The sequence below is a fragment of the Pseudomonas sp. B40(2017) genome, from assembly GCF_002112855.1.
Taxonomy (GTDB): Bacteria; Pseudomonadota; Gammaproteobacteria; order Pseudomonadales; family Pseudomonadaceae; genus Aquipseudomonas; species Aquipseudomonas pharyngis.
Genome location: NZ_NEIT01000004.1, coordinates 648,144 through 671,540, shown reverse-complemented (window position 1 = coordinate 671,540; position 23,397 = coordinate 648,144). Strand labels below are relative to the sequence as shown.

The following is a 23,397-nucleotide window of genomic DNA, read 5'->3' as shown; positions in this document are numbered from 1 at the left end:
AATAAAAATGATCTTCACCCCGGAACACGAAGCACTGCGCCGTACAGTCCGCCAGTTCGTCGAGCACGAGATCAACCCCCATGTCGATGAATGGGAAAAGGCCGGGCGCTTTCCGATCCACGAGATTTTCCGCAAGGCCGGCGACCTCGGTCTGCTGGGGATTTCCAAGCCGGAAAAATTCGGCGGCATGGGTCTGGATTACAGCTATTCGATCGTCGCCGCCGAAGAGTTCGGCACCATCCACTGCGGCGGCATTCCAATGTCGATCGGCGTGCAAACCGACATGTGCACTCCCGCCCTCGCCCGTTTCGGCTCCGATGAACTGCGCGAAGAATTCCTGCGCCCGGCCATCACCGGAGAGCAGGTCGGTTGCATCGGCGTCTCGGAAGTCGGCGCCGGCTCCGATGTCGCCGGGCTCAAGACTACCGCGCGCAAGGATGGCGACGACTACGTGATCAACGGCAGCAAAATGTGGATCACCAACTCGCCGAGCGCCGACTTCATCTGCCTGCTGGCCAACACCTCGGACGACAAACCGCACATCAACAAATCGCTGATCATGGTGCCGATGAACACGCCGGGCATCAGCCTCAGTTCGCACCTGGACAAGCTCGGCATGCGCAGCTCGGAAACCGCCCAGGTGTTTTTCGACAACGTGCGCGTGCCCCAGCGCAATCGCATCGGCCATGAAGGCGCCGGGTTCATGATGCAGATGCTGCAGTTCCAGGAAGAACGCCTGTTCGGCGCGGCCAACATGATCAAGGGCCTGGAATACTGCGTCGACAGCACCATCGAGTACTGCAAGGAACGTAAAACCTTCGGCAACGTGCTGATCGACAACCAGGTGATCCACTTCCGCCTCGCCGAATTGCAGACCGAAATCGAATGCCTGCGGGCGCTGGTCTATCAGGCCACCGAGCAATACGTCAAAGGCCAGGACGTCACCCGACTGGCCTCGATGGCCAAGCTCAAGGCCGGGCGCCTCGGTCGTGAAGTCAGCGACAGTTGCCTGCAATATTGGGGTGGCATGGGCTTCATGTGGGACAACCCGGTAGCCCGCGCCTACCGCGACGTGCGGCTGGTGTCGATTGGCGGCGGCGCCGACGAAATCATGCTGGGGATCATCTGCAAACTGATGGGCATCCTGCCGGGGAAAAAGAAATGAGCGCCCTGCCCGATTGCCAGACGCTGCTGCTGGAGCGGCACAACGGCGTGTTGCACATCACCCTCAATCGCCCGGACAGCCGCAACGCCATGAGCCTGCAAATGGTCGGCGAGTTGCGCGCCGTGCTGGCCAGCGTGTGCGATGACCGCAGCGTCCGCGCACTGGTGCTCAGCGGTGCCGGCGGGCATTTCTGCGCCGGCGGCGACATCAAGGACATGGCCAACGCCCGCGCTCAGGGCAGTGATGCCTATCGCGACCTGAACCGAGCGTTCGGGTCGTTGCTGGAAGAAGCGCAGCACGCACCGCAAGTGCTGATCACCGTGCTGCAAGGCGCAGTGCTCGGGGGTGGCTTCGGGCTGGCCTGTGTCAGCGATATCGCGATAGCCGATCACCAGGCGCAATTCGGTTTGCCGGAAACCAGCCTCGGCCTGCTGCCGGCGCAGATCGCGCCGTTTGTGGTGCAGCGCATCGGCCTGACCGAGACCCGACGCCTGGCCCTGACCGCCGCCCGTTTCGACGGCCATCAGGCCCGACGCCTGGGGCTGGTGCATTTTGTCGAGCAGGACCCGCAGGCGCTCGCCGAGCGACTGGATGAAGTGCTCGACCACGTCTTGTGCTGCGCCCCGGAAGCGAATGCCATGACGAAAAAACTGCTGCTGGCCAGCGCCGGCCAGCCGTCAAGTGAATTGCTGGACGAAGCCGCGCAGTGGTTCAGCGCAGCGGTGACCGGCGCCGAAGGCATCGAAGGCACGATGGCGTTTGTGCAAAAGCGCAAACCGAGGTGGGCCTCCTGAAAGCTTCGTCGGAACGCCGCCCGGAGCAAGCCCGCGATGAGGCCCTTCAATTCACCGCCAAAAACTCAGGAAAATTCTCATGCCAGCCCTCCACAAAATCCTGATCGCCAACCGCGGTGAAATCGCCTGCCGCATCCAGCGCACCGCCCAGGCCCTCGGTTATCGCACCGTCGCCGTTTTCAGCGATGCCGACGCTGACGCACTGCATGTCCAAATGGCGGACGACGCCGTGAACATCGGTCCGGCACCCGTGCAACAGTCCTACCTGAACATCCCGGCCATTCTCGACGCCGCCCGGCGCAGCGGCGCCGACGCCATCCACCCAGGCTACGGCTTTCTCTCGGAAAATGCCGAATTCGCCCGCGCCTGCAAACAGGCCGGCCTGACCTTCATCGGCCCCAGCGTCGAAGCCATCGAACTGATGGGCAGCAAACGCCAATCGAAAATCGCCATGCTCGCCGCCGGCGTCCCCTGCATCGCCGGCTATCAAGGCGCCGAGCAGGACGATGCGACCCTGACCCGAGAAGCCGAGCGCATCGGTTACCCGCTGATGATCAAGGCCAGCGCCGGCGGTGGCGGGCGCGGCATGCGTCTGGTGCACAGCGCCGAGGAACTGCCGGCGCAATTGCGCACCGCCCGCTCGGAAGCATTGAACGGTTTCGGCAGTGATGAACTGATCCTCGAACAGGCGTTGATCGAGCCGCGCCATGTCGAGGTGCAGCTGTTCGGCGACCATCACGGCAACCTGATCTACCTCGGCGAGCGCGACTGTTCGATACAGCGTCGCCACCAGAAAGTCATCGAAGAAGCGCCGTGCCCGGTGATGACCGAAGAACTGCGCCAGGCGATGGGCGAAGCGGCACTCAAGGCAGGGCGTGCGGTGAACTACGTGGGTGCCGGCACCGTGGAATTTCTCCTCGACGCCAGCGGCCAGTTCTACTTTCTGGAGATGAACACCCGGTTGCAGGTCGAGCATCCGGTGACTGAATTGATCACCGGGCTGGATCTGGTGGCGTGGCAACTGTCGGTCGCCGAGGGCCAACCGCTGCCGCTGACGCAGGCGCAGGTGAAACTCGATGGTCACGCGATGGAAGTGCGTCTCTACGCCGAAGATCCGGCCCAGGGTTTTCTGCCGCAGACCGGGCGTGTCGAAGCCTGGGCGCCGGCACTGGATCGCGGTGCGCGGATCGATCACGGCCTGATTGAAGGACAGTCGATTTCACCGTTCTACGACCCGATGCTCGGCAAACTGATCGCTTATGGTGCGACCCGCGAAGAGGCCCGGCGCAAACTGTTGTGTGCGGTGCAGGACAGCGTGTTGCTGGGCGTGCAGAGCAATCAGCGTTTGCTCGCCAGCCTGTTGCAGCATCCGCAGTTCATCAGCGGGGAGTTCGGCACTGGCTTCATCCCTCAACATTTCGCCGATCACGATTGCCTGCACGCCTATTCGCCCAGTGCCGAAGAGCTGGCCATCGCGGCGGTGCTGTTTTACCAATCCGCCGCGCAGCAACACCGCGCACCGCTGTCCGGATGGCGCAACAACGCCGGCGCGCCGTTGCTCTATCGAATCGGCCTCGACGCCCGCGACTGGAATGTGCAACTGCGTACCAGTCCGGACAAGGCGTTTGAAGTGCAGGTCGCCGAACGTGTCATCAAACTCACGCTGGTCGAGCACACCGCCGGGGCCGTGACACTGGAAATCGATGGCCTGCGCCAGCGCCATGCCTATCGCCTGCACAACGACCAGCTCTGGCTGTTCACCCACCCCGGCAGCCTGCATTTGGTGGACCGAACTCATGCGGTGATCGACAGTCAGACCAGCGTCAGTTCCGGCACGTTGAAAGCGCCGATGGATGGCGCCATCATCGATGTGCTCGTCAGCGAAGGCAGCCCGGTCAGCAAGGGCCAGCTGCTGGTGGTGCTGGAAGCGATGAAAATGGAGCACCCGCTCAAGGCCGGCATCGACGGCGTGCTCAAGCGGGTGCAGGTCAAGGTCGGCGATCAGGTAAAAAATCGTCAGGTTCTGTTGCAGGTCGAGTAGTCGCCGCGCGCATCCGCAAGGTTTGACTACGCTCTGAATAATCAGGACGCGGAAATCAGGAACCCTGCGATGCCCCATTGGCTGGTCATAGATCTGGAAGCCACCACCGATGAGGGTGGCTGGCCGGTTACGGAAATGGAGATCATCGAGATCGGCGCGACCCTGGTGGATCGCGCGGGTCGCGAGCAGGATCACTTTCAGCGCTTCGTCAAACCGACGCGGCGCCCCTTGTTGACGCCGTTTTGCCGCGAACTCACGCACATCACCCAGGCCAACATCGACGCGGCGCAGCCGTTGAGCGAGGTCTGGCCGGCCTTCGAGCGCTGGCTCGGTCAGCACCAGACGCGCCTTGAAGGCTGGGCCAGCTGGGGCGATTACGACCGCAAGCAATTGCTTCAGGAATGGCAGCGTCTGCAACTCGACAGCGCCCTGAGCCGGGTGCCGCACATGAACCTCAAACAGCGCTTTGCCAAGGCCCGGCGCCTCGAACGGCCTCTGGGCCTCAATGGCGCGTTGCAACTGGCGGGGATGCAATTCAGCGGTCAGCAGCATCGGGCGCTGGAAGATGCGCGCAATACCGCCCGATTATTGCCGTTGGTGCTGCCGCTCTAGCGCAGGTGACGGCGCCATGAGCCTTGTGCATACTGGCCGACCCTTTTTGACCCTTTTAAGCCCTTTTCGAGAGGAATCGCCCATGTTTAAAGTCAACGAGTACTTCGACGGCACCGTCAAGTCGATCGCTTTTGGCACCGCTGAAGGCCCTGCGACCATCGGCGTCATGGCCCCGGGCGAATACGAATTCGGCACCAGCCAGCGTGAAATCATGCACGTGGTTTCGGGCGCACTGACCGTCAAACTGCCGGACAGCAGCAACTGGGAAACCTTCGCCGCCGGCAGCCAGTTCAACGTGCCCGCCAACAGCAAGTTCCAGCTGAAAGTGGCCGTCGACACCGCTTACCTGTGCGAATACCGCGGCTAATACCCCGGTTTCCGGCGGTCATAAAAAATGCCCGTGTCCAAGGACACGGGCATTTTTCGTTTCAGGACCGGTTATTCGAGGATTTCCACCGGCATGCCGACTTCAAGCCGGCCGTTGCTGTCGTTGACCAGGTTCTGGCCGAACATCGCGCCGTCGGCCTGGGCACGGGTCTTCTGAAGTGTCGCCAGTGGCTCACGGTCAGCGCTGCGCTCACCGGTCTGCGGATCGATCGTGGTGAGAATGCACCGCGAGCAGGACTTGACCACGCGGAACTCGACATCGCCGATACGAATCCGCTTCCAGCCATCCTCGGCGTATGCGTCACTGCCTTCGATCACCAGATTCGGCCGGAACCGCAGCATTTCCAGCGGACGCCCGACTTCCTGCGACAGGTGTTGCAGCGAGGCCTCACCAATCAGCAACAGCGGGAAACCATCGGCGAATGCCACTTGGTCATCGTCGTTGCCGTATCCGGCCTGGGTCGTCCGGGCGCGATCCAGCGGCACTTGCACCAGTCGGGTTGGCTTGCCGATGAAATCGCTGACCCAGCGGGCCGCCTCTTCACCGGCATCCGGCACACGCAGGGTGTCACGCCAGATGGTCACGCCACGCAGGTTGTCGTCGCTGCCGGGCAAGGCGACATCCATTGCCGAATGCCCCGGCGCGCTGAGCGTCAGCCCGCCGCTGGCATTCCACAACGCGGAGAGCTGGCTCATTTTCGCTTCGGCACGCTGGGTCAGGAATCGCCCGCTGGCCTCATCCACCAGCATCCAGCGTCGGTCACCCTCAAGCCCCAGTTTGTCCAGGCCGATCCCTTGCAGGACCTCACCCTTGGCGGATTTCAACGGGTAACGATAAAGCGCGCTCAGACGCAGCATGGCCAGCTCCCTGGTGGGTCAAAAACGCCACCCTATACGAGCTTTGTCAGCGAATCAAAGGCTGACGCAGGGTCAGCCTCGACCTGTGGATCAGGCCGGCACTTCGTCAAGCATCAGACGCTGGCGCACCACATCCACCAGTTTGTCCGGCTGGAACTTGGAGAGGAAATTGTCGCAGCCGACCTTTTTCACCATCGAGTCGTTGAAACTGCCGGACAGAGAAGTGTGCAACACCACGTACAGGCCACGCAGGCGCGGGTCGTTGCGAATTTCGGTGGTCAGGCGATAGCCGTCCATTTCCGGCATTTCGGCGTCGGTGAACACCATCAGCAGTTTGTCGGTCATGTTCACCCCGGTATCGGCCCAGGCCTTGAGCATGTTCAGGGCTTTCAGGCCATCGCTGGCGATGTGCATCTTCACGCCCAACTGGCCGAGGGTGTCGCGCAATTGCGAGAGCGCCACGTTGGAGTCGTCCACCAGCAACACTTCGCGGCCACGGGCACGTTCCAGCACCGGGTCGTCCAGTTTGTCCCGGGAGACCTTGGCGTTGTACGGCACGATTTCGGCGAGGACTTTCTCGACGTCGATGATTTCCACCAGTTGATCGTCGACCTTGCTGATGGCAGTCAGGTAGTGCTGGCGACCGGCACTGGTCGGCGGCGGCAGAATGGCTTCCCAATTCATGTTAACGATGCGGTCCACGCCACCGACGAGGAACGCCTGCACCGAGCGGTTGTACTCGGTGACGATGATCGTGCTGTTCGGACCCGGCACCAACGGTCGCATGCCGATCGCCTGGGACAGGTCGATCACCGGCAGCGTCTGGCCGCGCAGGTTGACCACACCGCAGACAAACGGGTGACGCTGGGGCATCAAAGTCAGCTTCGGCAATTGCAGGACTTCCTGCACCTTGAACACGTTGATCGCGAACAATTGGCGCCCGGCCAGTCGAAACATGAGAATTTCCAGGCGATTCTCACCCACCAGTTGCGTGCGTTGGTCTACCGTGTCGAGAATGCCGGCCATCAATGACTCCTGGGCTTGTTCTGATGAATTCACTATTGGGGGTTATCGGCTGAATCTGGCGGATCTTGATCCCGTCCAAAATCACCAACAAAAATGCCATTGGCAGGCATTGATGTCACATTAACATCATGCTTTACTGGCCCGGTGAAATCATCTGCTACATTCTTCTCGGCGCGACCCCGATTTGCGCCACAGGTTCCCGTGCCTAAGGGAATCCCCTAGGAACAATCAGGCCCAACCTGATGTTCGCGATATCCAATAGCCATTAATGTGACGCCATTCTCATTGCATGAACGGAGTCAGGCTATTGTGTGCGATCGCAGTTCAGTGGAAACACATCCTCTTGAAACCCCAGGTCTGTGCCAATGCACACCGGGGCGCGGTCTCGCGACGGTTCATGATCGTCGACACACACGGCATTCCCTCATCAGACATGACGTGGTGGAGATAAGCATGCCGAACGACCGTAGTGACTGGACGCAGCGCTTCCCCGAATTCCTTGTCGAGGCTGAAACGCTCCTGGCCAAGTCCGAAGAATGCCTCAGCCATCTGCAGCTGATCAGCAATGACAAGGACGCCATCGACTGCATGCTCAGCACCCTCCTCAAGCTGGCGAACAAGGCCGATGCCCTGGGGCTGGAGGCGGTATCCGAATTCTCCCTGCACCTGCATGGCTTGCTCAACCAGGTGCAGGGTCACGTGGATTTGCATGCACAGGCCCTGGAAGCACTGAAGGATTGCTTCACCCTGATGGCCTGGCAACTGGAACTGATCGACCCAAGCACCGGCCAATTGGGCCTGGATGAAAGCGAACAGGTGACGCTGATCGAAGCCTTTGCCTGCCAGGTGGGGCAGACTCACTTCCAATTGCCGCTCAATGGCAAGCCGATGTCCCTCGTAACCTGGTCGGAGCGCCAAGCGTAATCGGGCATACCGTGGGCTGTTCGGGCCCGTCATTTCTCACAGACGAAAGTCGCAATTGAATAGTTCATGCCTGCCTGCGACATCCTCCAATAAATAATTACGCTTGATGAATGCTGACTGCCTTCTGCTGATGTCAGGGTTTTCCTGTGCAAAAGTAACTTGCTGCTGCATCGATAATATCGAGTCGGATATTTCAACTTTTCCATTATGGAACTCTCGTCCAACATGGCCTGTTTCCTGACTCTTTGGACATATTGGCAAACGCGACCAACGGTATGTTAAGTGGTATTATGCAGCCCGTTAGTTGCTTCAATTAATGGCATTGTGACTTCAATGATGGGTTGCCACCGAAGTTGGCGCTCAATTATCGATCACTGAACCGTTTTGAAATCAACAACCTGAGCAAACGTTTTCCAGACAGAGACCGCCAGCCCTTCTGACGGTCTGCCCGCAGCGAACATCCATTGGCTCCATCCGCTATGTACGCCAGTCTCAAGTCGATCACCACATGGCCTCCCTCCCGAGAAAATGCCCGCAGGTTCACACTCCTGCTGTGCACGGTTTCAGCCTTGGGCAGTCTGTTGAGCTATGGCGTCTCCGCGCCGCTGTCACTCGGCCTGTTGCTGATCAACGTGGCGGTTGCCGGCTGCGTCTGGACACAACATCGCCTGTCGCGCAAATCCATCAAATTCCAGCCTCAGGAACTGGCCGACCGTTTGCTGGAAGTCCAGGAAAACGAGCGTCATCGCCTGAGCCGCGAACTGCATGACGATATCGGCCAGTTGCTGACCGCCGCCAAGCTGCAAAGCGAATGGCTCAAGCGTCGCTTGCCCGCGGAGATGCAGGAACACTGTTCGGTACTTTGCGAGACGCTGGAAGAAACCCTCAACAAGGTGCGCGACGTTTCGGCCATTCTCAACCCGCGGCAACTGACCAGTCTGGGTCTGGAAGCGAGCCTGCGTGCGCACCTGGTCAAGGTATTGGCCAATACTTCGGTGCACTGGAGTCTGGACTGCCAGCAGCGCCTGAATGGAATCCCCGAAGAGATGGCCGTCGCAGCCTTTCGCATCACTCAGGAAGCCGTGACCAACATCCTTCGTCACGCACAGGCCAAAAACCTGCTGATTCGCGTGCAACGCCTGCCACAGGGCTTGACCCTGCTTATCAGCGATGATGGCCTGGGCTTTTCCCCGGCGGCGAATCCCGGCCGCGAAGGACAGCGGGGCATGGCCGGGATGGCCGAGCGCATTGAGCAACTGGGCGGCACACTCAATGTGACCAGCGAGCCGGGCAAAGGCACTCAAATCGAAGCACTATTCCCCTGGGCGCCCCGGGCACTCGAGCGGGCCAGTACGAATAAGGTTATGCGTTGACTTGTAACTTACTTCTGGTGGATGACCACTCGCTGATCAGGGCCGGCGTGCGTGCCCTGGTGCTGGATATTCCCGGCTATGCAGTCATCGGCGAGGCCAATGATGGCTCGCAGCTGCTCGAGATGGTCGAGCTGCTGTCCCCCGATATCGTATTGCTGGACATTTCCATGAAAGAAACCGGCGGCCTGGAAGCCCTGCAGCGACTCAAACGAGTGCGTCCGCACGCCAAAGTGCTGATTCTTTCGATGCACACCGACCCCGCGCTGATCATGCAGGCGCTGGAGTCCGGTGCTCACGGTTATCTGCTCAAGGACACCACGGCCACCGAACTCGAACATGCACTCGAAGCTCTGCGCAACAACGAGCGCTACTTGAGCCCCGCCATCGCCCATACCGTGATCAATCAGGCGCTGACCCGCAATCTGAAACAGCAGCCGGAAGTCGCCGAGTCGCACAACCTGACCGCACGCCAGCTGGAAATCCTGCGCCTGATCGTGCGTGGCAAGTCCACACGGGAAATCGCCAACGGCCTGGGCCTGAGCATCAAAACAGTCGAAACCCACCGCTCGCAGATCATGAAGCGCCTGCAGATCTACGATGTGGCAGGCCTGGTGCTGTTTGCCGTGCGGGAACAGATCATCAGTCTGGACGACTGAGCCGACGAGTTGCACTCAACAGCGGCGAGCCCTTCGGCAAATGCACACGCAACGCCCCGGGGCGCGCCGCAAACCGCAAACTTTCGCCCTCCAGGGGCTCGCCGTCGAGATTGATGTAAAGCCCTTCGGCGACCTTGATTTCAACCCATGGCAAACGGGCGCGCACAAACATGTTGTCAATGCCGAAGCCGTCGCTGAGCAGATTTTTCAGGGTGCCAACCAACTCCTGCGGCGCCGGCAGGATGCTGATATCCAAGAGACCATCGTCCACCAGCGCTTCGGGGCACAACACGTGTCCGCCGCCGGCCTGACGGCCATTGCCGATCCCGAGGGCCAGCAACTCGCCCTGCCAATGGAAATCCGGCCCCTGCAACTCACCGTACGCGGCATGCAGCTCACTGAACCGCGTCAAACCGGTGAACAGATAAGCTGCGCCACCCAATACCTTTTTCAGATCTTCCGACGTGTTGGCCGTTACCTGGCTGCCGAATCCTCCAGTCGCCATGTTCAGGAAGATCTGCCCACCGACTTCACCCAGATCGATGTCGTGGGCGGGCGCTTCAAGCAACTCAAGCGCCTCGGTCGGCTCCAACGGGATACTCGCCGCGTGGGAAAAGTCGTTGGCAGTTCCCAGCGGTAAAAGCACCAGACTGGCTTTGCCCGGATGCGCCGCCAGCGCTTCGGCGATATCACGCAGGGTGCCATCCCCACCGCCGGCGATGATCTGGCGGTATCCCGCCGCCAGCGCCTCCTCCACCAACCGCTGCGCATCGCCGGCCTCCCAGGTCAGACGTACAGCCAGCTCCCAGCCTTGCTCTCGCTTGTTCTCGACAGCGGCACGAACCGCCTCGTTGAGCGCCTGCTTGCCATGCAGAATCAACAATGCCTTGCGTTCACTCATTGCGGTTACTCCCGGAATTAAATCGGTACGGAACATCTTGACCCTCAAGAGGGATAAAAAAGTCGCACTCTTTCTGATTAATTCCTGAAGCTCGCCCTCCTTGTCCTACATACCGGTACTTTTTCGTACAGAACGTAAGGAATCGGCTCAATTGACCCGGCCCGGCCATTGGTACAACGTGTGTCGGCGTTAGTGATCTTCAATTCAATTACACAAGGATGTGCATGTAATGAGTGGAAACAGGTTCAGGACTTTCGATATTTTGCATTTCGGCATTTGCCAAGAGACCCCCACTGCAGCAGGTGGACGTTTCCATGCAAAGCCATGAAGCAGGACTAGCCGTGAGTCCGGTTGCCTCTCTCTCCGAAAGTCGCGCCAGCCTCAAAGACGAATTCAAATGCAGCGCCAGAAATACCGGAGAAAACAATATGGAACCGCGTATCACCGAGCTGGAAACTCACCTCAAGTACATTCGACGCGACATGGACGAAGTCAGAGGAGACGTCAAAGCCATCAAGCACCGCCTTGCCTACTCGGCAGGTGCGACAGCGATGGTGCTCGGACTGGTGGGCTGGATTGCCAATAGCCGGTTCGACCAGCTCGTTGCACTGATCAGTCGTTGACTGGCAGAAAGGCAGGCATCGTGTAACCACTGTGCCTGCCTTTCAAATACCTGCGATCAACCGAGAAGCTCGCTGAGTGGAATGAATGGCACCAGGTCTCCTTCGGCCAGGACTTCTCCCTCCCGTACCTCCACCAGCCCCTCGGCCCAGGCAGCGCTGCGCAGAACGCCCGAACTCTGGTTACGGTAGATAATCGCTTGCCCCTGCTCCAGGCGCCCTCGCAGAAATTCACGGCGGTTACCAGCATGGGGCCAGACAAATCCTGCGGGCACCGAAAACTTCAGCGGCTCGACATCCTGCACGCCCTGGCGACGTAACAGATAAGGTCGGGTCAACAAGGCGAAAGTCACCAGTGTCGAGGCAGGATTACCCGGCAATCCAATCACCGGGACACCGCGAAAGTGCCCGACCGTCAGCGGCTTTCCGGGTTTGATTGCCAGCTTCCAAAGCGTCAGCTCGCCCTCTTCCCGCAATGCAATTCCGAGGAAATCCGCCTCTCCGACCGATACCCCACCGGTCGACAGAATCAGGTCTACATCCTGAAGCTCCCCGAGTTTCGCACGGGTAGTGGGCAGGTCATCAGGCAGAATGCCGGCATCAACCACTTCATATCCCAGGCGCTGCAACCAGCTGCACAACAGCACCCGGTTGCTGTTGTAGATCTGTCCCGGCCCCAATGTCGTGCCGGGCTCGACCAACTCGTCTCCGGTGGACAAAACCGCCACACGAACCTGTCGAACGACCTCAAGCCCTGCACAACCCAGCGATGCAGCCAGCCCCAGCTCGATCGGACCGAGCCGAGTTCCTGCGGACAAGACCAATTCACCGACGGTCGTTTCCTGGCCTTGTGGACGAATGTTCTGCCCGGCCACCATCGTTTCGATGAAACTCACGCGCTCATCGGCATGAATCTCGACGTTTTCCTGCATCTCGACACAGTCGGCCCCCGCAGGCACCGGCGCGCCGGTAAAGATCCGGGCACAGGTGCCCGGTTTCAAAGGTTCCGGTGCCTGACCGGCGAAAATCTTCTGACTGACCGGCAACGGCTCGCCGGTCCAGTCGACCAGATTCAAGGCATATCCGTCCATGGCGCTGTTCGGCCATGGCGGCAGATCCAGCGTCGAAATCAGATCCTGCGCCAGCACCCGCCCGTGAATCTGCGCCAGTGGCAAAGACTCGCACTCGACAATCCGCGAGGTTTCGGCCATTTCCAGCAAACGCGCCAATGCCTCTTCAACAGGCATGAGGCTGCCGGTCTTGCCCGGCTTACCCACGGGATTCACAAGGCGCTGCCTTTTTCAAATGAGTAACGAAATTGCAAGGGCGGTGACGTGAGTCCAGTTGCTCGGCCAGGATGCCATCCCAACCGGTGCGCACTGCATTGGTCGAACCTGGCAGGCAGCAGACCAGCGTGCCATTGGCCAATCCCGCCAGAGCTCGGGATTGCACGGTGGAGGTGCCGATGTCGGCAACCGATATCTGGCGAAACAGCTCACCAAAACCATCGACCTGTTTGTCCAGCAGGCAGGCAACGGCTTCCGGTGTACTGTCGCGACCGGTAAAACCGGTGCCTCCGGTAATCAGCACGACTTGCACGACGTCTTCGGCAATCCAGTGGGCAACTTGCGCACGGATCTTGTACAGGTCATCTTTGAGCAGCACGCGCTGCGCCAGATGATGGCCGGCGGCCGTCAGACGGTCGACGAAGACCTGGCCGGAGGTATCGGTTTCCAGGGTTCGGGTGTCGCTGACTGTCAGCACTGCGATATTGAGCGGTGCGAAAGGTACATCAGCCTTGGCTTTCATAGGCTCGTCCAGTTGTAGGAGAAACAGCCCGGTGTTATATCACAGCGCCCCCTTTTTTCGCCGCCCCCGCGGAGAGTTGCCATGACCTCGAACACGCCATTACCACCTTGCTCCATTCTGTTACTGGCAGGTGGGCGCGGCCAGCGCATGGGCGGCAAGGACAAGGGGCTCGTGGAATGGCACGGTGAACCGTTGATCGCGCATCTTCATCGTAAAGTTCGGTCGTTGACCGATGATCTGATCATCTCCTGCAACCGCAATCGTGAACGCTATGCGCCATTTGCCGACCAGTTGGTAGGCGATGACGAGGAAGATTTTCCCGGTCCGCTGGCCGGCATTCGTGCCGGCTTGAAAGCCGCGCGCCACACCCACCTGCTGGTACTGCCCTGCGATGTCCCGCGCATCGACCTTGCGTTGCTGCAGAGCATGCGCGAGGCGGCCAGTCTGAATTCTGAAAAACCTTTAATGTTGCGCCATGACGATCACTGGGAACCGCTGCTTTGCGTAATCCCCGTGGCACTCCTGCCCGCCTTCGAAAACGCCTGGAACGCTGGAGAACGCAGCCCCGGCCGGCTGATGCGCACTCTTGATGCCCAAGCCCTGGTTTGCCCTGACAACGACCCACGCCTGGCCAATCTCAACACCCCTGAACTGTTGAGTTCGCACAACACTGTGTCAGACTGACAGCACTCAAGGAACTTGCACGCCTTGTATACGTCTCAAGCTCAGTAACCAAAAGAATTTCCCTTCGGAGACACACTCATGACTCAACGGACCCTCGCCACTTTCATGCTCGCACTGGGCCTCGCCACCCTCGCCGGTTGCGCCTCGCCAACAGTGATCACCTTGAATGACGGTCGCGAAATCCAGGCTGTCGACGCCCCTAAATATGATGAAGATTCGGGCTTCTACGAGTTCGAACAACTGGACGGCAAGCACACTCGCATCAACAAGGATCAGGTTCGTACTGTCAAAGAGCTTTAATTCTTCAGTTCGACACCCGATACAGAAAAGCCCGCAATATGCGGGCTTTTTCGTGTCTGACCGAAAACAATCGATAGCGGGATCACCAGTCCAGCGTGATGCGGCTCTCGAACTCGCGGGGCTGCCCCGTAACCGGATCGATGAATCGCAGACCTTGCGCCAGAAGTTTCAGCGGATTGGCGTAGTCATCCTCAACGTCTTTGAGCACGTCGGGATAAAACGGATCATTGCAGATGCTCGCCCCCAGCGCCGTCATGTGTACTCGCAGCTGATGCTTCTTGCCGGTCACCGGATACAGGCCGTAGCGCCAGAGATCACCATTCCTTTCACGCACCTCCACCGCCGTTTCGGTGTTACTTGCACCCGCCCCCTCCTTCATGCGGAAGAAAGGTTCGCCATCGACGAGACGACTTTTGTGTACCAACGGAAAGTCCAGCCCAGGTAACGCGGCCGCAATGGCTTCATAGCGTTTTTCAATCTGCCGGGTGGGGAACAGCGACTGATATGCCGACCGCGTCTGTGGGTTGGCCGAGAAAATCACCAGCCCGGCCGTGTGCCGGTCAATCCGATGCAGCGGCACCAGATGGGGATTGTTCAGGCGCCGGATCAATCGGCGAAGCAACGTCTGTTCGACGTACTCGCCTGCCGGGGTCACCGGAAGGAAATGCGGCTTGTCGGCCACCACCAGATGATCGTCCGCATACAGAATCGACTCAACTACCGGAATCGGTTTTTCATCCGGCACTTCACGAAAGTAGTGAATGCGCAGCCCTTCCCTGTAGGGCAAATCCAGCGCGATCGGCCGCCCCTGACCATCCAGCACCCGGCCCCGGGCAATCCGATCCAGCCATTGATCGCGCCCGATGGCACTGAAATGCTCACACAGGCAGTCGAGCACTGTCCGCCAGTTGCCGGGGGGCAGATACAGCGTGCTGGCCTGATTCAGTGCGGCGGAAAACGTGGGGGTGCTGGACATACAGAGAACTCGAACCTTCAAAGCAGAGCGGCATTATCCAACACCGGGCGCAGCAGACCTAGCGCAGAATCAGGCGGGGATCGATTTGAGCGCCGCCGCCTCGGTGAATTCCTTGAGCCAGCGCAGAACATCGACGGCCTCCCAGCGGCCTGGGTCGTACAAGGCGTACAACAGTCCCTGATAACCGACCACATCCAGTTGCTTGTGATAACCGGCGCGCTGAAACAAGGCCTCGATCTCGGCAAAGCACGTATTGAAATGCAGCTTGTTGAAGGGAGTCTTGCCTTCCGTGACCAGACCGTCCAGGCGCAATTCGTGGACGGCCTCGCGCACCACGTCAACCGACATCCCGTTCACGCTGCTTTTCAACTGTTCGACATTGACCACGGTGACTCCCTCTGACATCCGGCTTGCCCTGGCGAATGCCCGAAAACGGCATGGCAGGCCAACTCAATTACTGTATGCGCATACAGTAACCGAATAACCCGAAAAGTGCCAAGTCGTGATTGAGCGAAGGTGACGAGCGCCATCAATGCAGAAGGAAGAAGACCATTAACGCAGGAATGCCACTACCTGATCGGCGCTGAACGGCCATCCCAGTTCCGCGCCGGTATCGACCCTGCGCAAGACCGGGATCCGCAGGCTGTAGGCCTCGAACCACGACTCATCGTCAGCAATATCCACCAGTTCCACCAGCAGACCATGCTCGACAAAAGGCATCAGTTCAGCCTCGGCGACTTCACACAAATGGCACCCCAGGGTGCCGAACAACTGGCATTCAGGAAGCATGTGCGCTCAACCCCAAAAATCGAGTGATCATTCTAGGCCTGCCCGCAAGGCCCGTCGACCTGCCCACCGGGCTCAAATCCGCTCTTCGCAAAACCCTGATGTAAATCAGCCCACAAAATTGCCGTTTACGCGATGCTCCGGTGTTTTTTACCTCTACGCTTGAAGAGCCTGACCTGTTCCGGAGTGTCTTGTGTTTGCCAATCTGCTGATCATTCTGGCGTCATCCCTGGTGATGATTGCCCTGTTCCGTCGCCTGCGCCTGCCACCTGTGCTGGGCTACCTGTGCGTGGGATTGATGGTCGGGCCGAAGGCGTTCGACTGGATCAATGAAAGCGAACACTTGCCGGATCTTGCCGAGCTGGGCGTGGTTTTTCTGCTGTTTTCCCTGGGGCTGGAATTCTCCCTGTCGAAAATGATTGCCCTGCGCAAGGTGGTTTTCCGCTTGGGCAGCCAGCAGGTGCTGATAACCACCCTGCTGCTTGGGAGCGTGCTGATGCTCCTGGGCATGCCCACCACACCGGCCTTGCTGCTGGGCGCCGGCCTGTCGTTGTCATCCACGGCAATTGTGACCAAGGAACTGAGCAGCCTCGGCGAAATCTTCAGCAGCCATGGCCAGAACGCGGTAGGTGTCCTGTTGTTCCAGGACGTGGTGGCCGTATTGCTGCTGACGCTGGTGCCGGTGTTCGCCGGCAGCAGTGATCAGGCCTGGTACTGGGCGTTGCCTCTGACCTTGCTGAAGACCGTGTTGCTGTTTTTCGGTTTGTTGCTGGCCAGCCGCTGGCTGCTTCCCCGCCTGTTTCAGGAAGTCGCGGCGTCCCGCTCGGCGGAGCTGTTCGTACTGCTGGCACTGGTAATTGTGCTGCTGACGGCCTGGCTGACCCACCTGCTGGGCCTGTCACCGGCCCTCGGCGCGTTCCTCGCGGGCATGCTGCTGGGCGAGAGCCATTACCGACATCAGATCGAGGCCGATATCCGGCCGTTTCGCGACATTCTGCTGGGATTGTTTTTCGTCAGCATCGGCATGCTGATCGACCTGCAACTGTTCGCCAGCCACAGCCTGCTGATTATCGGGATGACCTTGGGTTTACTGGTGATCAAAGGCCTGGTGGTGGCGCTGCTGGTGAAATGGCGCGGCAGCGACAGTGAAACGGCCTGGCGCAGCGGCCTCGCCCTCGCCCAGGGCGGTGAATTCTGCTTCGCCCTGATGGCACAGATGCAGCAAACCCGGTTGCTCCCCGCCGAACTCGGTGCGCTGCTGCTCGCCGCCACCTTCTGCTCGATGCTGCTGACGCCCCTGCTGTTACGCGCCGCACCGCGCATCGCCGCCGCCCTGCACCGCAAACCCAACCAGGAAGCGCAGATCGAGGAAATCAGCGCCCTCAATGCGGGGTTCGACGGGCATGTGGTGATTTGTGGCTACGGCCGTGTCGGTCAGTCGATCGGGCGTTTCATGCGCAATGCCGGGCAAACCTACGTCGCGCTGGACAACGATCCGGTGCGGATCCAGGAAGCCGCCAACGCCGAGCGCGACGTCCACTACGGCGATTCAACCCGCGGCGATCTGTTGACCGCCGTCGGTTTGCTGCGCGCCAGGTTGCTGGTGATTGCTGTGGATCAAGCCGACGTGGCTCTGCGGGTTCTCAAGGAGGCAAGACGCCTCAACCCGACAGTGCCGATCCTGGTGCGCACCCGGGACGACAGCCAGTCGGCCGAGCTGAAAGCAGCCGGCGCCAGTGAAGTGGTGCCGGAACTGCTGGAGTCGAGCCTGATGCTCGGTTCCCATGCCCTGATCCTGCTGGGGTTCCCCGCGCACCGGGTGCAGGAGAAAGTCGATCAGGTGCGTATCGATCGTTATCGCCTGCTTCACGGTTTTTACCCCGGAGCCGACGATGAGGAGACCTAGTCCTGGCTCACCGCGCCGATCTTGTGCAGCGACAGGTCGGCGCCGTAGTACTCCTGTTCCTGGCTCAGGCGCAGACCATGCAGTGCCTTGATCGAACCATAGACGGCGAAACCGCCGATAAGCGCCACCGCCACACCAAGGGCGGTGCCGATCAACTGGCTGATCAGGCTGACGCCGCCGAGTCCGCCCAACGCGGTCGAGCCGAAGACCCCGCAGGCAATGCCGCCCCACACGCCACACAGACCGTGCAACGGCCAGACACCGAGCACGTCGTCGATGCGCCATTTGACCTGCGCCGCTGTGAAGCACCAGACAAACAGGGCACCGGCAATCGCGCCGGTTACCAGCGCACCGACCGGATGCATCAGGTCGGAACCGGCGCACACCGCCACCAACCCCGCCAACGGGCCGTTGTGCAGGAAGCCAGGGTCGTTGCGACCGACGATCAACGCCGCCACCGTTCCGCCCACCATGGCCATCAGCGAGTTGACCGCCACCAGCCCGCTGACCCCTTGCAGGGTTTGCGCGCTCATCACGTTGAAGCCAAACCAGCCGACGATCAGAATCCACGACCCCAATGCCAGAAACGGAATGCTCGACGGCGCGAACGCCACCAGCTTGCCATCGCGATAGCGTCCGTTACGCGGCCCGAGCAGCAGCACTGCCGCCAACGCCAGCCAGCCGCCCATGGCATGCACCACCACCGAACCTGCAAAGTCATGGAAGGCTGCACCGAATTGCGCGGTCAGCCAGGCTTGCACACCGTAGTTGCCGTTCCAGATCATGCCTTCGAAAAACGGGTAGATGAACGCAACGATCAGCGCCGTGGCGCACAGTTGCGGCACAAACCGCGCTCGCTCGGCGATGCCGCCGGAAATGATCGCCGGGATCGCCGCAGCAAAGGTCAGCAAGAAGAAAAACTTCACCAGTCCATAACCATGATCAGCACTGAGTACCGCCGCCGGTTGCAGGAAGGTCACCCCGTACGAGAGCCAGTAGCCTATAAAGAAATAGGCCAGGGTCGACACCGCGAAGTCGCTGAGAATCTTCGACAGTGCATTGACTTGGTTTTTCTGGCGAACCGTTCCGACCTCCAGAAACGCGAAACCGGCGTGCATGGCCAGCACCATGACCGCACCGATCAGAATGAACAACGTGTTGGAACTGTGGACCAGCGTGTCCACAGCGCTTTGCAGATTTTCCATGAGGAGGCAGACCCGAGGCTGAAAAAGGCACCAAAGCGGTTCATGCGCACATTTCATGCACCAAGTTGCGACCACGCAGTCACTGATCCGGCAGGTCGGTGAACCGCTTTGGCGCACAAGGTCGATGGGCTGACATGAACCTTCATCATCCGGGACAAGGTTTGCCCGGTTTCACGCCCGGCAACAGCGCACTGCCACCGATCGACGCACCACGACACAGCAAAGTTTGTACCAGTCATTTGTACTGAACCTTCACTCTTGGCTCATACTCGAACGCTTCAGAACACCGCTTCAGAACGCCACTTACGGAGATCCCCCATGGCCAGCATCAAGGCAAAGACTGCTCAAGAAATCCTGATGAACGACTTCCAGACCCTGGTCAGCGACACTGAACGCTTGCTGGAGCACACCGCCACGCTGGCCGGTGATCAGGCCGATGAGTTGCGCGAACAGATCCACGAAAGCCTGCTGCGCGCGCGGGAAACCCTGAAGCTGACCGAAGACACCCTGCGCGAGCGCGGTCAGGCGGCGGTCACCGCCACCGAGGAATATGTGTCGGCCAACCCGTGGCAATCGGTGGGCATCGCCGCCGGCGTCGGCTTTCTGATTGGCCTGCTGGCCACGCGGCGCTGATCATGTCGATCGGTGAATCCGGCCCGAACTCGGGCACCGCCTCCTCCACGCGTCGTCTGGGTGCTGCCGTTCTCGGCCTGCTGCACAGCCACGTCGAACTGTTCGGCATCGAACTGCAGGAACAGAAAGCACGCACCGTCAGCCTGTTGCTGTTCGCCGGCCTGGCGCTGGTGTTTGCGCTGCTGTTGCTGGTCGGCCTGTCGACCCTCGTACTGATCGTGTTCTGGGACACCTATCGCCTCGCCGCAATCATTGGTCTGTGCGTGTTTTACACCCTGGCGGCAATTTTTTGCGCGCTGCGTCTCAAAGCCGCGATCTTCGATGAATCCTCGCCCTTCCACGGCACGCTGGAAGAACTGGCCAATGATCGGGAGCGCCTGCTGCCATGAGCCTGCCTGAACTTCCGCACAACAGCTCACGCCGGGAAATGCGCAAGGCACTGATCCGCCTGCGCATGGAAATGCATCGTCAGGAAATCCGCCATGAAACCGGCCAGGTCCTGCAACCACTGCAACGCATGCGTGGCATGACGCAAAACCTGCAGGGTGGTTTCGGCATCAAGCACGCGCCGTTGTGGGGCGTGGCGGCTGTGACGCTACTGGGTTTCATCACGGGTAAAGGGGCCAAGAGTGGTGGCGTCGGCGGTTTGACCCGACTGATCCGCCTGGGCACCAGCCTCGCTCCGCTGATCAAGCTGGTCATGCAGAGTTCGAGCAAGCGCTGATCCCCACGCATCTGGCTGCATTCTTGCAACACCGGCGGGATTGAATCTCTTATCCGGAGGTTCAATCCCGCTTGCCTGTCCGGCCGGCAGAATTCGACCAGAACAAGAACGACAAGGAGGCCCCGTGATCGACGGGCAACCGCTCGCCTGCTTTCAACCTTTCATCGATACCGCCACCGGACGCATTGCCGGGGTCGAGGCACTGGGCCGTCTGCGCCAGGCCGATGGCCAACTGGCGTCGGTCGGACCGCTGTTCGCCGACCCGCGCACCCCGGCCATCGCGCTGCGCCGAATGGACCGGCAGATCCGCGACAATGCGCTGAGTCGACTGCACGAAGCCCCGCCGGACTGGTTTCTCAGCCTGAACATGTCACCGCGCTGGATCAGCCGCTTGCGTGCCGATCAGGCACTGCCCAGCCTGAAGCAACTCGCGCGGCACGGTATCGACCCGCAACGGATTGTTTTCGAGATCACTGAACTGGGCGGTAACAGCCAGCGCCTGACCGAAGTCGTGGCGCGCTACCGCGATGCCGGCGCCCGGATCGCTATCGACGATTTCGGCGCAGGTTATTCGCAGCTCGATCGTGTGCTGGCGCTGCAACCGGATATTCTCAAACTCGACATGCGTCTGTTCCAGGCCGCCGCACTGGGCGGGCCGAGCAGTGACGTGGTCAAGGCCCTCGCGCAAATGGCCGAAAAGACCGGCTGCTGGATCATTGCCGAAGGCGTGGAAACTGCGGCGCAACTGAATTTCGCGCTGGAATGCGGATCGCGCTACGTGCAGGGTTTTCTGTTCGCCCGGGCGCAGGAGGCGCTTTTCGGTACGAATGACTTCGTGGAGCGCTTTGCCGAGCTGCGCCAGTCTTACGTGCGTCAGAAGCTGGCCGAGCGCAGCAAGCTGATGTTCATGCGCCAGCAGCTCAGCGAACTCATGACCATCCTCCAAACCTGGGCCCAGGCCCGCGCTCCGCTCAGCGCCCTGCCACAGCTCGACGCCTTCCCCTGGCTGCTGCGTTTTTATCAATGTGACCGCCACGGCACCCAACTGACGCCAAACCTGGAGTGGCGCCCCAGCGGCTGGGTCGCCGACAATCGCTATCTGGGTCACAACTGGTCGTGGCGCCCCTACTTCTATCACCTGCTGGCCGAAGGCTGGGAGGAACGGCGCCTGACCCTTTCCAACACCTACCGCGACGCCACCAGCAACCAGTATTGCCTGACCGCCGGACAGTTTTTCGATAACGGCGAGCGCCTGCTGTTGATCGACATCGATGCGGCGGGGCTGTAGTTGCGCTTGCAGATGCCAGCCTGAACCGGGAAGCTAGGGAATCAGTCACCAGACGGAGAGAATCAGCCTTGGATTGGCATACCCTGCTCAACCGCGAACGTCTCGGCAAACCGTTGCACAGCCCGCAGGAACTTGGCCGCAGCCCGTTCCATAAAGACCATGACCGCATCATCTTCTCCGGCGCCTTCCGCCGTCTGGGGCGCAAGACCCAGGTGCATCCGGTGTCGAGCAACGACCACATTCACACCCGCCTGACCCACTCGCTGGAAGTCAGTTGCGTCGGCCGCTCTCTGGGCATGCGCGTCGGCGAAACCCTGCGTCGCGCCTTGCCTGAATGGTGCGATCCGAGCGATCTGGGCATGGTGGTTCAATCGGCCTGTCTGGCACACGACATCGGCAACCCGCCGTTCGGCCATTCCGGCGAAGACGCGATCCGTCACTGGTTCCAGCAGGCTGCGGGCCGCGGCTGGCTGGATGCGATGAGCGATGCCGAACGAGGGGATTTCCTGAACTTCGAAGGCAACGCCCAAGGCTTCCGGGTACTCACGCAACTCGAGTATCACCAGTTCGACGGCGGTACCCGGCTGACCTACGCCACCCTCGGCACTTACCTGAAGTATCCGTGGACCGCCCGTCACGCCGACTCCCTCGGTTACAAAAAGCACAAATTCGGCTGCTACCAGAGCGAACTGCCGTTGCTCGAACAGATCGCCCACAAACTGGGGCTGCCGCAACTCGAAGAACAGCGCTGGGCGCGCCATCCGCTGGTGTATCTGATGGAGGCGGCGGACGACATCTGTTACGCCTTGATCGATCTGGAAGATGGCCTGGAAATGGAGCTGCTCGATTACGCCGAAGTCGAGTCGCTGCTGCTCGGTCTGGTGGGCGATGACCTGCCGGAAACCTATCGCCAGCTCGGCCCGCAGGATTCGCGCCGGCGCAAACTGGCGATCCTGCGCGGCAAAGCCATCGAGCACCTGACCAACGCCGCCGCCCGGGCTTTCGTCGAACAACAGGACGCACTGCTGGCCGGTACGCTGCCGGGGGATCTGGTGGAACACATGCACGGTCCGGCCAAACGTTGCGTGTTGAACGCCAAGGACATCGCCCGCAAGAAAATTTTCCAGGACAAGCGCAAGACGTTGCATGAGATCGGCGCCTACACGACCCTGGAGATCCTGCTCAACGCCTTCTGCGGTGCCGCCCTGGAACAGCACAACGGCCGCACGCCGTCCTTCAAGAGCCGCCGGATCCTCGACCTGTTGGGCAACAATGCACCGGATCCGCGCGGTCCGCTGCACGCATCGTTCCTGCGCATGATCGACTTCATCGCCGGCATGACCGACAGCTACGCCAGTGACATGGCGCTGGAAATGACCGGACGTTCCAGCCATTGACGTCTGCTGCCCGACCGATCCGCAATGGATCGGTCGGGCGCCGACGACTGAACCTCTTCCAAAGTCTGTGCAGTCGGCAGGGCTGAAAATAAAACCTGAAATCAACTAACAACAATCATTGAAAGCCTTTACCCGATAAATTTTTCCGTGCGCCGTAAACTTCATCAAGTCCAGCCATCGAACATCTCACGCGCCTACCTACGCCAAACCTAGTTAACACGTAGTCTGATTCTTCTTTATTTGTAGGACTTATCCTAGATTGCTGCTAATACCCTGTCGGTTCATGCGAGTGTTCATGCAACTGAGCTAAGGTTCGCCCTTTATTTGCGCTC

The 23,397-nt window shown here is 60.2% G+C and carries 26 protein-coding genes; 17 read left to right on the top strand and 9 right to left on the bottom strand.

Annotated features, from left to right (window positions below; genetic code table 11):
- Positions 1 to 7 precede the first annotated feature (7 nt).
- The 5 genes from atuD (at position 8) to CAF76_RS13860 (ending at position 4,979) form a co-directional block, all read left to right on the top strand.
- Positions 8 to 1,165 carry a citronellyl-CoA dehydrogenase gene (gene atuD, locus CAF76_RS13880; RefSeq protein ID WP_085647584.1) on the top strand — a complete coding sequence of 386 codons (1,158 nt, stop codon included), beginning with the start codon at positions 8 to 10 and terminating at the stop codon, positions 1,163 to 1,165.
- Positions 1,162 to 1,959, top strand: coding sequence for an enoyl-CoA hydratase/isomerase family protein (locus CAF76_RS13875; protein ID WP_085647583.1), 798 nt, complete (start codon positions 1,162 to 1,164; stop codon positions 1,957 to 1,959). Before atuD ends, CAF76_RS13875 begins: the two co-directional genes overlap by 4 nt.
- 79 nt (positions 1,960 to 2,038) lie before the next feature.
- Positions 2,039 to 4,000 carry an acetyl/propionyl/methylcrotonyl-CoA carboxylase subunit alpha gene (locus tag CAF76_RS13870; protein WP_085647582.1) on the top strand — a complete coding sequence of 654 codons (1,962 nt, stop codon included), beginning with the start codon at positions 2,039 to 2,041 and terminating at the stop codon, positions 3,998 to 4,000.
- A 69-nt stretch (positions 4,001 to 4,069) separates the two neighbouring features.
- Positions 4,070 to 4,612, top strand: coding sequence for an exonuclease domain-containing protein (locus CAF76_RS13865; RefSeq protein WP_039770400.1), 543 nt, complete (start codon positions 4,070 to 4,072; stop codon positions 4,610 to 4,612).
- Positions 4,613 to 4,694: 82 nt separating this feature from the next.
- Entirely contained in the window at positions 4,695 to 4,979 is a 285-nt protein-coding gene (locus CAF76_RS13860) for a pyrimidine/purine nucleoside phosphorylase (protein WP_085647581.1), read from the top strand.
- A 71-nt stretch (positions 4,980 to 5,050) separates the two neighbouring features.
- On the opposite strand, the gene CAF76_RS13855 is transcribed toward CAF76_RS13860, so the two are convergent.
- Positions 5,051 to 5,857: an MOSC domain-containing protein gene (locus CAF76_RS13855; protein WP_085647580.1), complete on the bottom strand. Its 807-nt coding sequence runs from the start codon at positions 5,855 to 5,857 to the stop codon at positions 5,051 to 5,053.
- Positions 5,858 to 5,947: 90 nt separating this feature from the next.
- Complete coding sequence (locus tag CAF76_RS13850; protein WP_003226705.1) at positions 5,948 to 6,883, bottom strand: chemotaxis protein CheV; 936 nt, start codon at positions 6,881 to 6,883, stop codon at positions 5,948 to 5,950.
- A gap of 453 nt (positions 6,884 to 7,336) precedes the next feature.
- Here CAF76_RS13850 and CAF76_RS13845 point away from each other — a divergent pair, with 453 nt between their 5' ends.
- From CAF76_RS13845 to CAF76_RS13835, 3 genes are all read left to right on the top strand, one after another.
- A complete protein-coding gene (locus CAF76_RS13845) occupies positions 7,337 to 7,807 on the top strand; it encodes a hypothetical protein (RefSeq protein ID WP_064598262.1) in 471 nt (156 codons plus the stop codon).
- A 479-nt stretch (positions 7,808 to 8,286) separates the two neighbouring features.
- Complete coding sequence (locus CAF76_RS13840) at positions 8,287 to 9,180, top strand: sensor histidine kinase (protein WP_085647579.1); 894 nt, start codon at positions 8,287 to 8,289, stop codon at positions 9,178 to 9,180.
- Entirely contained in the window at positions 9,177 to 9,836 is a 660-nt protein-coding gene (locus CAF76_RS13835; protein WP_064598266.1) for a response regulator transcription factor, read from the top strand. The genes CAF76_RS13840 and CAF76_RS13835 overlap by 4 nt, the downstream gene beginning before the upstream one ends.
- Here the strand turns inward: CAF76_RS13835 and yegS are convergent.
- On the bottom strand, positions 9,820 to 10,737 hold the full coding sequence (yegS, locus tag CAF76_RS13830) for a lipid kinase YegS (RefSeq protein ID WP_064598268.1): 918 nt from the start codon (positions 10,735 to 10,737) through the stop codon (positions 9,820 to 9,822). The two genes, CAF76_RS13835 and yegS, sit on opposite strands and share 17 nt — an antisense overlap.
- Before the next feature lie 314 nt (positions 10,738 to 11,051).
- Between yegS and CAF76_RS28740 the strand changes: the two genes are divergently transcribed.
- Entirely contained in the window at positions 11,052 to 11,360 is a 309-nt protein-coding gene (locus tag CAF76_RS28740; protein ID WP_172829499.1) for a hypothetical protein, read from the top strand.
- A gap of 56 nt (positions 11,361 to 11,416) precedes the next feature.
- Here CAF76_RS28740 and glp read toward each other — a convergent pair whose 3' ends face one another.
- The gene (gene glp / locus CAF76_RS13820) at positions 11,417 to 12,643 is read right to left on the bottom strand and encodes a gephyrin-like molybdotransferase Glp (RefSeq protein ID WP_085647578.1); all 1,227 of its coding nucleotides are present in this window, start codon (positions 12,641 to 12,643) and stop codon (positions 11,417 to 11,419) included.
- A complete protein-coding gene (gene moaB, locus CAF76_RS13815) occupies positions 12,627 to 13,166 on the bottom strand; it encodes a molybdenum cofactor biosynthesis protein B (RefSeq protein WP_064598275.1) in 540 nt (179 codons plus the stop codon). The genes glp and moaB overlap by 17 nt, the downstream gene beginning before the upstream one ends.
- Before the next feature lie 81 nt (positions 13,167 to 13,247).
- On the opposite strand from moaB, the gene mobA reads away from it, so the two are divergent.
- Together mobA and CAF76_RS13805 are read left to right on the top strand one after the other, a co-directional pair.
- Positions 13,248 to 13,850 (top strand): molybdenum cofactor guanylyltransferase MobA, encoded by a 603-nt coding sequence (gene mobA / locus CAF76_RS13810; protein WP_064598277.1) that lies wholly within the window; start codon positions 13,248 to 13,250, stop codon positions 13,848 to 13,850.
- Between the two features lie 78 nt (positions 13,851 to 13,928).
- Positions 13,929 to 14,150: a YgdI/YgdR family lipoprotein gene (locus tag CAF76_RS13805; protein WP_039770418.1), complete on the top strand. Its 222-nt coding sequence runs from the start codon at positions 13,929 to 13,931 to the stop codon at positions 14,148 to 14,150.
- An 82-nt stretch (positions 14,151 to 14,232) separates the two neighbouring features.
- On the opposite strand, the gene CAF76_RS13800 is transcribed toward CAF76_RS13805, so the two are convergent.
- The 3 genes from CAF76_RS13800 to CAF76_RS13790 form a co-directional block, all read right to left on the bottom strand.
- Positions 14,233 to 15,126, bottom strand: a complete 894-nt coding sequence (locus tag CAF76_RS13800; protein ID WP_085647577.1) for a pseudouridine synthase — start codon at positions 15,124 to 15,126, stop codon at positions 14,233 to 14,235.
- A gap of 69 nt (positions 15,127 to 15,195) precedes the next feature.
- Positions 15,196 to 15,513, bottom strand: coding sequence for a hypothetical protein (locus tag CAF76_RS13795; protein ID WP_064598282.1), 318 nt, complete (start codon positions 15,511 to 15,513; stop codon positions 15,196 to 15,198).
- Between the two features lie 165 nt (positions 15,514 to 15,678).
- Positions 15,679 to 15,915 (bottom strand): glutaredoxin family protein, encoded by a 237-nt coding sequence (locus CAF76_RS13790; RefSeq protein ID WP_007955734.1) that lies wholly within the window; start codon positions 15,913 to 15,915, stop codon positions 15,679 to 15,681.
- Between the two features lie 190 nt (positions 15,916 to 16,105).
- On the opposite strand from CAF76_RS13790, the gene CAF76_RS13785 reads away from it, so the two are divergent.
- Entirely contained in the window at positions 16,106 to 17,818 is a 1,713-nt protein-coding gene (locus CAF76_RS13785) for a monovalent cation:proton antiporter-2 (CPA2) family protein (protein ID WP_085647576.1), read from the top strand.
- On the opposite strand, the gene CAF76_RS13780 is transcribed toward CAF76_RS13785, so the two are convergent.
- Positions 17,815 to 19,023 carry an ammonium transporter gene (locus tag CAF76_RS13780; RefSeq protein WP_085647575.1) on the bottom strand — a complete coding sequence of 403 codons (1,209 nt, stop codon included), beginning with the start codon at positions 19,021 to 19,023 and terminating at the stop codon, positions 17,815 to 17,817. The genes CAF76_RS13785 and CAF76_RS13780 overlap by 4 nt on opposite strands.
- Before the next feature lie 318 nt (positions 19,024 to 19,341).
- Between CAF76_RS13780 and CAF76_RS13775 the strand changes: the two genes are divergently transcribed.
- The 5 genes from CAF76_RS13775 (at position 19,342) to CAF76_RS13755 (ending at position 23,065) form a co-directional block, all read left to right on the top strand.
- On the top strand, positions 19,342 to 19,656 hold the full coding sequence (locus CAF76_RS13775) for a YqjD family protein (RefSeq protein WP_007955729.1): 315 nt from the start codon (positions 19,342 to 19,344) through the stop codon (positions 19,654 to 19,656).
- A 2-nt stretch (positions 19,657 to 19,658) separates the two neighbouring features.
- The gene (locus CAF76_RS13770) at positions 19,659 to 20,045 is read left to right on the top strand and encodes a phage holin family protein (protein WP_011335280.1); all 387 of its coding nucleotides are present in this window, start codon (positions 19,659 to 19,661) and stop codon (positions 20,043 to 20,045) included.
- Positions 20,042 to 20,380: a hypothetical protein gene (locus tag CAF76_RS13765; protein ID WP_064598290.1), complete on the top strand. Its 339-nt coding sequence runs from the start codon at positions 20,042 to 20,044 to the stop codon at positions 20,378 to 20,380. The genes CAF76_RS13770 and CAF76_RS13765 overlap by 4 nt, the downstream gene beginning before the upstream one ends.
- Before the next feature lie 124 nt (positions 20,381 to 20,504).
- Positions 20,505 to 21,668 carry an EAL domain-containing protein gene (locus tag CAF76_RS13760; RefSeq protein ID WP_039770425.1) on the top strand — a complete coding sequence of 388 codons (1,164 nt, stop codon included), beginning with the start codon at positions 20,505 to 20,507 and terminating at the stop codon, positions 21,666 to 21,668.
- Between the two features lie 68 nt (positions 21,669 to 21,736).
- A complete protein-coding gene (locus CAF76_RS13755) occupies positions 21,737 to 23,065 on the top strand; it encodes a deoxyguanosinetriphosphate triphosphohydrolase (RefSeq protein WP_064598294.1) in 1,329 nt (442 codons plus the stop codon).
- Positions 23,066 to 23,397 lie beyond the last annotated feature (332 nt).

What these genes read in the sequence shown, in the direction of transcription:
- CAF76_RS13805 (WP_039770418.1), top strand. Translation starts at nt 13,929, where the DNA reads ATGACTCAACGGACCCTCGCCACTTTCATGCTCGCACTGGGCCTCGCC.
- CAF76_RS13800 (WP_085647577.1), bottom strand. Translation starts at nt 15,126, where the DNA reads ATGTCCAGCACCCCCACGTTTTCCGCCGCACTGAATCAGGCCAGCACG.
- CAF76_RS13780 (WP_085647575.1), bottom strand. Translation starts at nt 19,023, where the DNA reads ATGGAAAATCTGCAAAGCGCTGTGGACACGCTGGTCCACAGTTCCAAC.
- CAF76_RS13850 (WP_003226705.1), bottom strand. Translation starts at nt 6,883, where the DNA reads ATGGCCGGCATTCTCGACACGGTAGACCAACGCACGCAACTGGTGGGT.
- mobA (WP_064598277.1), top strand. Translation starts at nt 13,248, where the DNA reads ATGACCTCGAACACGCCATTACCACCTTGCTCCATTCTGTTACTGGCA.
- CAF76_RS13770 (WP_011335280.1), top strand. Translation starts at nt 19,659, where the DNA reads ATGTCGATCGGTGAATCCGGCCCGAACTCGGGCACCGCCTCCTCCACG.
- CAF76_RS13855 (WP_085647580.1), bottom strand. Translation starts at nt 5,857, where the DNA reads ATGCTGCGTCTGAGCGCGCTTTATCGTTACCCGTTGAAATCCGCCAAG.
- CAF76_RS13765 (WP_064598290.1), top strand. Translation starts at nt 20,042, where the DNA reads ATGAGCCTGCCTGAACTTCCGCACAACAGCTCACGCCGGGAAATGCGC.
- CAF76_RS13775 (WP_007955729.1), top strand. Translation starts at nt 19,342, where the DNA reads ATGGCCAGCATCAAGGCAAAGACTGCTCAAGAAATCCTGATGAACGAC.
- CAF76_RS13870 (WP_085647582.1), top strand. Translation starts at nt 2,039, where the DNA reads ATGCCAGCCCTCCACAAAATCCTGATCGCCAACCGCGGTGAAATCGCC.
- CAF76_RS28740 (WP_172829499.1), top strand. Translation starts at nt 11,052, where the DNA reads ATGCAAAGCCATGAAGCAGGACTAGCCGTGAGTCCGGTTGCCTCTCTC.
- CAF76_RS13865 (WP_039770400.1), top strand. Translation starts at nt 4,070, where the DNA reads ATGCCCCATTGGCTGGTCATAGATCTGGAAGCCACCACCGATGAGGGT.
- yegS (WP_064598268.1), bottom strand. Translation starts at nt 10,737, where the DNA reads ATGAGTGAACGCAAGGCATTGTTGATTCTGCATGGCAAGCAGGCGCTC.
- CAF76_RS13790 (WP_007955734.1), bottom strand. Translation starts at nt 15,915, where the DNA reads ATGCTTCCTGAATGCCAGTTGTTCGGCACCCTGGGGTGCCATTTGTGT.
- CAF76_RS13875 (WP_085647583.1), top strand. Translation starts at nt 1,162, where the DNA reads ATGAGCGCCCTGCCCGATTGCCAGACGCTGCTGCTGGAGCGGCACAAC.
- CAF76_RS13860 (WP_085647581.1), top strand. Translation starts at nt 4,695, where the DNA reads ATGTTTAAAGTCAACGAGTACTTCGACGGCACCGTCAAGTCGATCGCT.
- moaB (WP_064598275.1), bottom strand. Translation starts at nt 13,166, where the DNA reads ATGAAAGCCAAGGCTGATGTACCTTTCGCACCGCTCAATATCGCAGTG.
- CAF76_RS13840 (WP_085647579.1), top strand. Translation starts at nt 8,287, where the DNA reads ATGTACGCCAGTCTCAAGTCGATCACCACATGGCCTCCCTCCCGAGAA.
- atuD (WP_085647584.1), top strand. Translation starts at nt 8, where the DNA reads ATGATCTTCACCCCGGAACACGAAGCACTGCGCCGTACAGTCCGCCAG.
- CAF76_RS13845 (WP_064598262.1), top strand. Translation starts at nt 7,337, where the DNA reads ATGCCGAACGACCGTAGTGACTGGACGCAGCGCTTCCCCGAATTCCTT.